Source organism: Kordia sp. (genome assembly GCF_045105435.1).
GTDB lineage: Bacteria > Bacteroidota > Bacteroidia > Flavobacteriales > Flavobacteriaceae > Kordia.
The window spans coordinates 1-11,225 of record NZ_JBGCDL010000111.1 but is presented as its reverse complement, the minus strand read 5'-3'; the positions used below and the strand labels follow the sequence as shown (position 1 = coordinate 11,225).

Below are 11,225 nucleotides of genomic sequence, written 5' to 3'. Positions count from 1 at the left end.
AGATAAATTTGCAAAGCCAGAAGAAGAAATGACGATTAATGTCGATTGTGATAAAGTAAGTGCTACAAAAGGCGATACTAAGGATGATGATCCAGATGATGGTAAAATAGATGGTATAGACTTCGATTAACCTTAAAATATTCTGAAAAATTAGAGACATCTTTTGAAAATTTCGTAATTTTCAGTCAAAATATTGATTGATGATTAATAAAAAGATAAATTCTGTACAAGAAGCTGTTGCAGGCATTACAGATAATATGACGTTAATGCTTGGTGGTTTTGGCTTGTGCGGAATTCCAGAAAACGCAATTGCTGAATTGGTAAAGCTTGGCGCAAAGAATCTTACGTGCATTTCAAACAATGCTGGTGTAGATGATTTTGGTCTTGGTTTATTACTTCAACAACGTCAAATAAAAAGAATGATCTCTTCTTATGTAGGTGAAAATGATGAATTTGAACGTCAAATGTTGTCGGGAGAATTAGAAGTAGAACTCACACCACAAGGAACACTTGCCGAAAAATGTAGAGCTGCACAAGCAGGATTTCCAGCATTTTATACGCCAGCTGGTTACGGAACTGAAGTCGCCGAAGGAAAAGAATCAAGAGAATTTAACGGAAAAATGTACATCTTAGAAAAGGCATATGAAGCAGACTTTGCTTTTGTAAAAGCTTGGAAAGGTGATGAAGCAGGAAACCTAATTTTTAAAGGGACTTCCCGAAACTTCAATCCATGTATGTGTGGTGCGGCAAAAATTACCGTTGCTGAGGTGGAAGAATTGGTGCCTGCGGGCGAATTAGATCCAAATCATATTCATATTCCAGGGATTTTTGTACAGCGAATTTTCCAAGGAACAGATTATGAAAAACGAATAGAACAAAGAACCGTAAGACAAAGAAGCTAGATATGTTGGATAAGAAAGGAATCGCAAAAAGAATTGCAAAAGAAGTAAAAGACGGCTATTACGTAAATCTTGGAATCGGAATACCAACACTCGTTGCCAACTTTGTTAGAGACGATATAGAAGTAGAATTTCAGAGTGAAAATGGCGTTTTAGGAATGGGACCTTTTCCTTTTGAAGGTGACGAAGATGCAGATATTATAAACGCTGGAAAACAAACCATCACAACTTTGCCAGGCGCTAGTTTTTTTGACTCAGCATTGAGTTTTTCAATGATTCGAGGAAAACATGTCGATTTAACAATTTTAGGTGCCATGGAAGTTGCTGAAAATGGTGATATTGCCAATTGGAAAATTCCAGGAAAAATGGTCAAAGGAATGGGCGGCGCTATGGATTTAGTAGCTTCCGCAGAAAATATAATTGTAGCCATGATGCATACTAATAAAAAAGGTGTTTCAAAGCTTCTAAAAAAATGTTCTTTGCCACTTACAGGATTGGCTTGTGTTAAAAAGATTGTGACTAACCTAGCTGTTTTAAATGTAACACCGGAAGGATTTGAATTGCTTGAAAGAGCGCCAGGAGTTACTGTTGAGGAAATTAAAAATGCAACCGAAGGACATCTCATTATTAAAGGTGAAATACCTGAAATGCAACTGACTTAGATTTAGGATATTATTAAAAAAACATGTAAAAAGTGCCACATTATCAAAAATGTGGCACTTTTTTTATGAATACACTAAAAAATGAACTTATTCTAGGTGGTCTACAGTTTTGATAGGTTGTTAAAAGGGAATTTGTTAAGTTAAATACTGAATATTTTGTACAAGTTACCGAAACATTTCGCGTGCTTCATCGAAAAAAAAAGGCACTTTAACGGATAATTCGCAAATAATTAACATATTTGCTGCGCTTTTAACAACACGTTAAGAGTTGTAGTGCTTAATTAACCCAAATACTTTAATTTATGAAAAAACAAATTACTCTACTCGTATTGAGTTTCTTATTTGTTGGAATGTTATCGGCTCAAGACCGTAACTGTTCATCGATGGAAAACCTAGAATATAGAAAACAACTCGATCCGCAATTAGAACAGCGCATGGAGCAAATCAATAACTTTACTAGGCAGCATATTCAACAAAACGGTACGCCTAAAAGTTTATCAGGAAATGTAATTACAATTCCAGTTGTTGTACACGTTATCTATAGCAATTCGCAAGAAAACATTAGTGATGCTCAAATTCAATCGCAATTAGATGTACTAAACGAAGACTTTAGAAGAACAAATGCAGATGCAGACAATACATGGTCACAAGCTGTAGATACTGAAATTCAGTTTTGCTTAGCTACAGTAGATGATAATGGAAACCCAACAACAGGAGTTACTAGAAAATCATCGTCAAGAACATCTTGGGGAACCAATGATGCAATGAAAAGTTTATCTCAAGGTGGAGTAACAGCTTGGAATACATCAGAATACTTAAACATGTGGGTTTGTAATATTGGAGGAGGAATTCTTGGATATGCACAATTTCCAGGTGGAGCAGCTTCAACAGACGGAGTTGTAATGAGTCCACAATATTTTGGAAGTAGTGCTAAAGGATCAGGTTTTTACTTATCGGCTCCTTTCGATTTAGGAAGAACAACAACACATGAAGTAGGTCACTTTTTAAACTTACGTCATATTTGGGGTGATGGAAACTGTAATGCTGACGATTTTGTATCAGATACTCCAAATTCTGATGCACCAAACTACGGATGTACACCAACACATGTTTCATGTTCAAGTACAGATATGGTTCAAAACTATATGGACTACTCGGATGATGGATGTATGAACTTATATACAGCAGGACAAAAAGCACGTATGCGTGCAATATTAGACGTTGGAGGCGTAAGAAGAAGCTTAGCATTATCTGATAAGTGTGGTTCTACACCACCACCAGCGCCAACTTGTAATGATGGAATTCAAAATGGAGACGAAACAGGAATTGACTGTGGAGGTTCATCTTGTGCGCCATGTCAATCAGGTTGCTCGGATAATGAGGTAACATTAACAATTACGTTTGACGATTACCCTGAAGAAACTTCTTGGTCTCTTGTTACAGATGGAGGAACTACAGTAGCTTCTGAAAGTTATTCGGCTGCAAATGCAGATGGATCTACAGTTACAGAAACACTTTGTTTACCAAACGATTGTTATACATTTACAATCAACGATGCGTATGGAGATGGAATTTGCTGTTCTTTTGGAAATGGATCATATACATTGACAGGACCTGACGGACAAATTAAATCTGGAGGAAGTTTTGGTTCATCTGAAACAACTGATTTCTGTGTAGGAAGTACACCACCGCCAGCACCAACTTGTACGGATGGAGTTCAAAACGGAGACGAAACAGGAATTGACTGTGGAGGTTCATCTTGTGCACCATGTCAAACTGGAGGAACAACAGTACTACACGAAGGATTCTTTGAAACTGGCCTAGATGGATGGGTTGATGGTGGAGGCGATTGTTTCCGTTACAACGGATCTCGTTCTTACGAAGGTTCATACTCAATCCGTTTACGTGACAATTCAGGAACACGTTCGGCAATGACATCAGAAACATTTGATCTTCGTGGATTTGATCAAGTAACATTTGATTTCTATTTCTATGCAAATTCAATGGAAAATGGAGAAGATTTCTGGGTACGTTATTACAATGGATCGTCTTGGACTACCGTTGCAACGTATGCTAGTGGAAGTAACTTTAATAACGGAACATTCTATTCTGCAACAGTAACTTTAGATAGTAGTAATGTTAACTTTGCATCTAACTCACAATTTAGAGTACAATGTGATGCAAGTGCTAATGCAGATCAAGTATACATTGACCAAGTAACTATTACAGGTATCAATGGAGGCGCTAGAACAAAAGCAGATGGTGTACAAGCATTACGTAGTGGACCACCAAGTTTAGGAAGTAATGACCTTTTAATAACTCCAACAATAACGCGTGGTGATATTACAGTTAATTTAGCAAGCTATAACATCAACTCATCATACAGAATCTTGAATTTACTTGGACAAACAGTAAAAGCAGGAACGCTTAAAGATGGACGCTTAAATGTAAGCGAATTAAAATCTGGTGTATACATGTTAGAAGTAACAGATGAAGAAGAAAAACTTATTGAGAAATTTGTAAAGCAATAAGCGATACGTTCTAAATAGATTTTATATACTGAAACTCCCAAGTGAAAGCTTGGGAGTTTTTTTGTTTTTAAACTTATTATTCAATAGGCACACAGGCATGTATATGCCCGTTTTCGTCAAGACAAAACGAATAATCTGATAGTCGTGGCGGATTTGTAGGTGGAGGGATAGGTGCGCAATCAATTTGTGTATCTCCTGGAGCACAAATTTGAACGGTATTACAGGTAAATTCAAATGTAATCGGATCTTTCCCTCCAAATAGATTATTAAGATTAGAAATAGATTCTTTTTTTAGTTGTAAACTGTTGATATTCTTTTTCTTCATAATTTATATATTTTGAGTTTATAATTACTCAAACCTAGAAACATTTTATCGTCAAAAAAAGAAAGACAAACTGTGATTATCGAATTGTTGGTTCTAATTTTTTATCTAAATCATTGTGTGTCAAATAATAAAAGCGGTCTTGCTACGTATAGCAAGTACCGCTTTATTCAACTAAAAAAACAGCTTTACCTAAAGATTCCCCAATCCAATGTGATACTTCTACCAACTGCTGTTTTTTAGCTTTATATTTAACTTAATTTATTTTATGATGTTTGTTTCAGAAAGTCTGAAACCGTTTCACCTGTTTTTTTTCGGAATGCCTTTGAGAACGATTCTCTGTTACTAAAACCTGCTTCTTCTGCCATGGCATGTACCGTATAGTTTCTGTAATTTGTATTTTTTTCTAGTTTTTCAATGCTGTATTGCACACGTAAATCATTAATGTAGTTTCGGAACGATTTTGATTTGTGTGTATTAATTATTCTCGATAAATACTTGGTGTTTGTTTGCAACTTTTTAGCAAACCCATGCAATGTAATTTTAGAATTTAAAAAGCCTCTTTCGTTTTCAAACGCTTTCAAATTTTTAAGAATCGTATGTACAATTATCGGATCAATATTCAGTTTGGAATTTGCGTCTTTTTCATCAGTAGCATCTGCTTGTTCTTGTTTTGTTTTTTCTAACAATGACACAATTTTGTTTAATCGTTTATCACCACGTTTATTAAAAAAGCATATCATTCCAAAAAGGAGTACTAAAAACAGCACAACACCAATTAGTATAAAATACTTCAGTTCAAATGCTTCTTGTTTTTCGAGCAATGTGGTAATGAGTTTTTCTTTTTGTGCTAATAATGCCAAACTATCGGTTTGTGTTATTTTTTGTGGAAGCGATAACTCTTGAAAGCTTTTTTGTGCTTCCATTTTTTCACTTCCGTAGACTGCACACACGTTTAAAATAAAAGTGCAAACAATTAAAATGATGTTATTTGTAAATTTCATGATAAGTGTGTTTTTAGTTCTTATTGCCTCTTTTTAATTCGTTTTCAATTTCTTGATCTACTTCGTTATCTATCTTAGTTTTTTGTCTGTAGTTACTTAATGTATTTTTGAAACACATCGCCAGTATAACGACAACAACAATTGCTACTATTATGTAAATTCCTATGATTATTTTTGTGTTCATTTTTTACTATTAATTAATGGCTATCAATAGCAATGGGAGATGTTTTTAATTATTAGTCATCGGTTTCATCTGAAACGCCTAATATTCTATTACGTGCTTTTAATTGTTGTTCTTTTTCTTCTTGCTTGTTTATAAACAAGTCCATAATGGCATTTTCAATTTCTTTATTCTCATTCAATCCATTAAATACGTTTCTAATCATGGACGAGCCATACGCAGTTCCTTTTCGATTAGTAATGCCACGCTTTTTTAAAATTTTGAGTACATCATTTGTATAATGATATCCTAAAATTTTTTTAAGCTTCTCGCGCTGTTTTTCAGTAATCATACATTGTTTTTTTGATGTAGTTTGTAGCAATTAGCGTTTTTAAAAAAAGCCATGCGTATAGCAGGCTATGCTAATGGAAGCATGGCTTTTAGTTACTAATTATGAAAAAATTGAGCGTTTTATTCTTTGTCTAAATGCTTTTAGATGTATTGAATCATTTTATTAGTTAGCATTTGTTTTCTCTTCCTTTAGTTTCTTTACATAAGGAATCATAAAGAAAAATGTCAAACCAGTGAATACGAGGGTTAATGAAATTTCATCGTAAATTCCTTTTCCTGTTTCAAATACACTCCAATCAATTAGAGAAAAGCAAATTCCTCCCAATGTTGCATTTAAAAAGAACAAGATGAATAATATTTTCTTATTTGGTTTCCACATAATTATTAATTTTAATGATCTGTTAATTCGGGAGCATTTGGTTTTTTAGGAAAACAAGCTCTTCCAAAATTTGTCATTGCTCCGTAATGCAATGCAACGGCGGCTGCACAAGCTACAACAGTAGCACAACTAGCTAAACCTGCTGTAGCAGAAGCTAACGCTAAAGTCGCAATCGCACAGTCTACCCAACCATCCTCAGATTTTTGTAAATTATCAAAAACTTCAGGCGTATCATAATAAGCACTTTGAATTAGATTCGCTGTTAAATTTAGCTTCTCAAATTTTTCATCTGAAACTTCAAGGGTTAATATGCTATTTTCAAAATTTGACATGGCATGGTTAAAGTCATTGCTTTCCAGATCACTTATAAATGAATTTATTAAATTCACATCTACATCTTCAATCCAACCATTAGCCAAACTTATTTCAATGATTTCTTCTCCTAAGTAATCGGGTAATTCTAGTACTGTGTTAGGATAAGCAATATTTGTTGCTAATTCTGAATTCACTTCATCTAAAATAGCTTGACTTATTTCACTTATAGACTCAGAATTTTTATTTAATTGATGAGTACTAATAAGATCATTTAAGTTTTTAGTATTCGATTTAAAAGACTGAAAAGTACTGTAGTCAATACTTCTTGCATTCGTATCTGCTGTTTCAACTCCATGAGTAGTACAAGAAAATACAAAGAATAAGGAACTCAATGCGATTGTAAAATACTTGTTTCTGAAAAAATTTAATGATAACATATTATTGGTTTTTAAAATACACCTACTCGTTCGTTTTTCGGTTTCCACGACTGTTGTTTAAAGTGATTAGTTACACTTAGAAAAACATTTGCCGTGATGTGTATTAAAAAAAATACTTATCTTTGATTTGTAGATCGTAGGCAAATGCTTATTTGTTTACTAAAAGGCTTTCATTTATTTGGAAGCTTTTTTAATTATGACTTTTCTTTCATTTTAAAATTCATTTATTCTCCTGTTAATTTTTTGCTAAAAAAAGGTGTCTCTACAAGTCAAATATTTTATAGAATAAATCAATCTAAAAACTATTTATTTAATTATTCTATTTATAGTTAGCTGAAGGAAATACTTTTAATTTACATATCTTTGTTTTGAGTCATTTATATAAGATTAAATGATCAAGGTGAGAATATACGTTTTGAAAAGTAAAAACCTTATTTTCTTGCTGTAAAATTAGTTCCTAATACAGGATAGAAACAAGAAACAACACCCTATTTTCAGCGAATTTTATTTAAAAAAATAATTAAAAAACTGAAAATGAGTGACTTGAAGACTCATAAGAATAAAAACAACTTTACCCTGTTTTCACTGAAAATATGGCACTATTTATATTTTGATTCATCTAAATAACATATAAGAATTAATGTTTCGTAGAATTTATTTTAATATTTTTTTTCTTTTTTCATTTATATGGCTTTATGGTCAACAGGATTCTATTCATAATATAATGGATACACTATCAAACAAGAGTTTTCCAGAATTAAAAGAAGCCTTCTATGAAAATTATGGAGATTCTTTGCTTGCAAGAAACATTGTAAGATTTACACTTCGTAAAGCAACAATTGCCAAAAACCATAGAGCTATTGCGAATAGTTATATTAGACTATATGCAACATATTTTAATAATGTAAAAAATGGCAAAAAATACCTAGATAGTAGTATTGCTGTTTCTGAGAGACATAATCTAAAAGATTTATTAGCTCAAAACTATTTATATAGAGGTAATCTATTTTATTATTTGGGAAAAGATCAAAAGGCTTCAAATGATTATTTAAAAGCTAAATCTTATACTTCTAAAGAGGAAAATATTTATTATAGAATTATTTTAAATATAGGAATATTAAAAGCAGAAATAGGAAAAAATCAAGAAGCTATTGAAATATTTGAAGAATGTTTAAAATATAGTTTATCTAAAGCTACTGATCAGATAAGTAATGAAGAATATTCAGAAATACTTTATGCATTTTCGTCAACATATACAAATATGAAGTTACATGATTCGGCAACGAAATATGCAAAAAGGGGATACAAACATGCAAAAAAACTAAATGACTCTTCTCACTTAATGTTTACTTATATTGAGGGTAATAATAAGTTTTTTCAAAAAAAGTATAATGTATCAAAAGATAGTTTGTTAAAATCGATATCATACCTTATAGAAACTGAAGATTTCTCTAATCTTTCTATAGGATATCATTATTTAGGCAAGGTAAGTGAGGTGCAAAATAATCAAAAAAAAATGATGTCATACTTTAAAAAAGTAGATAGTATTTATGAAGAAACTGGATATGCATATCCTGAAACACGCGGTTCGTATGAAAAACTTATACATTTTTACGAAAAAAATAATGACTCCAAGAAGCAATTATTTTATGTAAAAAGATTATTAAAAATAGACAGTATCTTAAATAAGAGATATCGTTATATAAGTTCTTCAATGCATAAAGAATTTGACACAAAAAATCTTTTGACTGAAAAAAATATACTTGAGATAAAACTCAAAAAGTCTAAAGAGTCTGAGAATAAGTCAATAAAAAATATATATATTCTTATAATTTTATTATTAAGTATATCAATAATCTTAATCATCAATTATAGGAAAAGAAAAATTTACAAGAGGAAATTTCTTGAATTGCTCAATCAAATAGATACTCCTAAATCTACAAAAGAAGAGTCAAAAAATAAAATTGAGTCGATTTCTGATTTGGATATAGATCAAAATATAATTAACAATATATTGAACAAACTAAAAATATTTGAAGAAGAAAAAGGATTTTTACGAAAAGGTATTACATTAAATTCATTAGCAAAACAATGTTATACAAATTCAAAATATTTATCTAAAATAATAAATAAATATAAAGAAAACACTTTTAGAAACTATATCAATAATCTAAGAATTGAATATGTGGTAAGAGAGCTAAAAGAGAATAAAAATTTCAGAAAATATACAGTAAAAGCTATTGCAGATGAAGCAGGTTTTTCCAACAGTGAATCTTATGCTAGGGCTTTTTTTAAGTTTACAGGAATACATACATCATATTTCATAAAAAACATAAGCGCTTAACATTCAATATTTTAATAACTTAAAAAACCCTATTTTCACTGAAAATAGGGAAGTAATTAATAAAATAAGATTATTACTAAGGAAGAATATTATAAATTTACATCATTAAAATAAAAATATAAAATTATGAAAAAACAAAGTAAATTAAAGTTATTAGTTACTAAAGTGTCTAACTTAAATGAAATTAGTAATAAAATTTTGGGAGGAAACACAGGCGATGGTGCTGGTAAAACAAAAACAACAAAAAATTCTTTTAAAGTAAATTGTCTCTCTACACATATAGATGTTTGTTAAAAATGAAGTTTAGATTTTGAGTGAATTTTCAAGACTTTTATATTTGTAAATAAATAAAATTTAAATATGTATTCTTTGAAAATACTCTGATAAATTTCCCTTATAAAAATTATTTAATTTAGTAGGTAAATAAAACCAGTTTATTTACCTACTTCTTCAATACGAATCAAAAACATGTTAATCAAGAAACAAAATTTAATAGTTTTTTCAATCTTATTATTACTTTCTACATCTTGTAAACTACAAACTCCTAAGTCAGAATCACTTATCAATGATGGTATTACAAAAAGAATAGATTTAACTGATAGTGAATTGCAAAATTGGCAACATAAAAGTATTTCTAAAGACACAATTTTTGGTATTAGCTCTGAATTGGCTTATGATTTTATTAATGAAGAAGTAGGGGAAGAAGTTATTGTCGCAGTTATCGATTTAGAAGTAAATATAAATCATAAGGACTTAAAAGATAATATATGGACAAACCTAAATGAGATCCCTAATAATGACATTGATGATGATGATAATGGATATATAGATGATATTAATGGATGGAACTTTTTGGGAACTAAAAGTAATGATTCTACATTATACCATAGAAGTACAGCCGCAAGAATTATAAAACAATACCAAAAATTCAAAATCTTAGAGGAATCAAAAGTGACTTCTACTGATTTAAAAATTTTTAAACTTTATAAAAGAGCAAGTAAATACCAAAAAGAGCAAATTGAAGAAGCTAGATATAATCTTGAATACTTTTTAGGTTTTAAAGAGAGATACTTTAAACTTAAAGATACAATGAATATACTTTTTGGCAAGAAAGAATTCACTTCAGAAGAATTGGATTCATTGTCAAAAACGGCAAATGATACTATAATCAAGAAAAAGATTGCTAGTGCTAAATATTTAGTTATTAGTGGAATCAATGAAAATAGAATCGCTGAAATTATCAGCTTTCATAAGAATAATATGAATAAAATATATAATCCAGAGCATAAAGACAGATTAACTAATGATAACCCTTATAATATTAATGACTCAATATATGGTAATAATAATGTCTTAGGCTCTGAAAAAATGAGCCATGGTACTGAAGTGGCAGGTGTTATTGCTGGTAATCGAAACAATGATTATGGTGTTGTAGGAATTGCAAATAATGTAAAAATTATGCCAGTAGTTATCTCTAGTTATGGTAATGAGTACGACAAAGATATTGCATTGGCTATTAGATATGCTGTTAATAATGGGGCAAAAGTTATTAATATGAGTATTGGAAAGGAATTTTCTCTAAATGAAAAATGGATTCATGACGCGATAAAATATGCTGAGAAAAAGAATGTTCTTATTGTATCAGCAGCAGGAAATGAAGGGCTGAACTTAGATAGTAAAGAGATTTATTATTATCCAAATGATATGAATGAAAACAAGATTGAAATTTCAGATAATTTTATAGTAGTTGGCTCTTCAAATTATTCAAAAGAATTAATTTCAGATTATTCTAATTACGGTAAAAATACTGTTGACATTTTT

At 30.8% G+C, this 11,225-nt stretch carries 11 protein-coding genes; 6 read left to right on the top strand and 5 right to left on the bottom strand.

Translation table 11 applies throughout. The features are described from left to right. Nucleotides 1-200 precede the first annotated feature (200 nt). The 3 genes from AB8B65_RS05500 to AB8B65_RS05490 all read left to right on the top strand — a co-directional run bounded on the left by AB8B65_RS05500 (nt 201) and on the right by AB8B65_RS05490 (nt 4,092). On the top strand, nt 201-902 hold the full coding sequence (locus AB8B65_RS05500; RefSeq protein WP_405299856.1) for a CoA transferase subunit A: 702 nt from the start codon (nt 201-203) through the stop codon (nt 900-902). 2 nt (nt 903-904) lie between these two features. Further along, nucleotides 905-1,561 carry a 3-oxoacid CoA-transferase subunit B gene (locus AB8B65_RS05495; protein ID WP_405299855.1) on the top strand — a complete coding sequence of 219 codons (657 nt, stop codon included), beginning with the start codon at nt 905-907 and terminating at the stop codon, nt 1,559-1,561. A 302-nt stretch (nt 1,562-1,863) separates the two neighbouring features. Next, nucleotides 1,864-4,092: a M43 family zinc metalloprotease gene (locus AB8B65_RS05490; RefSeq protein ID WP_405299854.1), complete on the top strand. Its 2,229-nt coding sequence runs from the start codon at nt 1,864-1,866 to the stop codon at nt 4,090-4,092. A 76-nt stretch (nt 4,093-4,168) separates the two neighbouring features. Here AB8B65_RS05490 and AB8B65_RS05485 read toward each other — a convergent pair whose 3' ends face one another. The 5 genes from AB8B65_RS05485 to AB8B65_RS05465 form a co-directional block, all read right to left on the bottom strand. Beyond that, nucleotides 4,169-4,417 (bottom strand): hypothetical protein, encoded by a 249-nt coding sequence (locus tag AB8B65_RS05485; protein ID WP_405299853.1) that lies wholly within the window; start codon nt 4,415-4,417, stop codon nt 4,169-4,171. 263 nt (nt 4,418-4,680) lie between these two features. Continuing rightward, nucleotides 4,681-5,418 carry a helix-turn-helix domain-containing protein gene (locus AB8B65_RS05480; RefSeq protein ID WP_405299852.1) on the bottom strand — a complete coding sequence of 246 codons (738 nt, stop codon included), beginning with the start codon at nt 5,416-5,418 and terminating at the stop codon, nt 4,681-4,683. 236 nt (nt 5,419-5,654) lie between these two features. After that, nucleotides 5,655-5,930: a hypothetical protein gene (locus AB8B65_RS05475; protein ID WP_405299851.1), complete on the bottom strand. Its 276-nt coding sequence runs from the start codon at nt 5,928-5,930 to the stop codon at nt 5,655-5,657. 162 nt (nt 5,931-6,092) lie between these two features. After that, nucleotides 6,093-6,308 (bottom strand): hypothetical protein, encoded by a 216-nt coding sequence (locus AB8B65_RS05470; protein WP_405299850.1) that lies wholly within the window; start codon nt 6,306-6,308, stop codon nt 6,093-6,095. 11 nt (nt 6,309-6,319) lie between these two features. Further along, entirely contained in the window at nt 6,320-7,060 is a 741-nt protein-coding gene (locus tag AB8B65_RS05465; protein ID WP_405299849.1) for a hypothetical protein, read from the bottom strand. Between the two features lie 724 nt (nt 7,061-7,784). Here AB8B65_RS05465 and AB8B65_RS05460 point away from each other — a divergent pair. From AB8B65_RS05460 to AB8B65_RS05450, 3 genes are all read left to right on the top strand, one after another. Continuing rightward, entirely contained in the window at nt 7,785-9,404 is a 1,620-nt protein-coding gene (locus AB8B65_RS05460; protein ID WP_405299848.1) for a helix-turn-helix domain-containing protein, read from the top strand. 126 nt (nt 9,405-9,530) lie between these two features. Further along, nucleotides 9,531-9,698, top strand: coding sequence for a hypothetical protein (locus AB8B65_RS05455; protein ID WP_405299847.1), 168 nt, complete (start codon nt 9,531-9,533; stop codon nt 9,696-9,698). A 174-nt stretch (nt 9,699-9,872) separates the two neighbouring features. Next, nucleotides 9,873-11,225 (top strand): S8 family serine peptidase (locus tag AB8B65_RS05450; protein ID WP_405299846.1); only part of this gene is annotated, 1,353 nt, incomplete at its 3' end.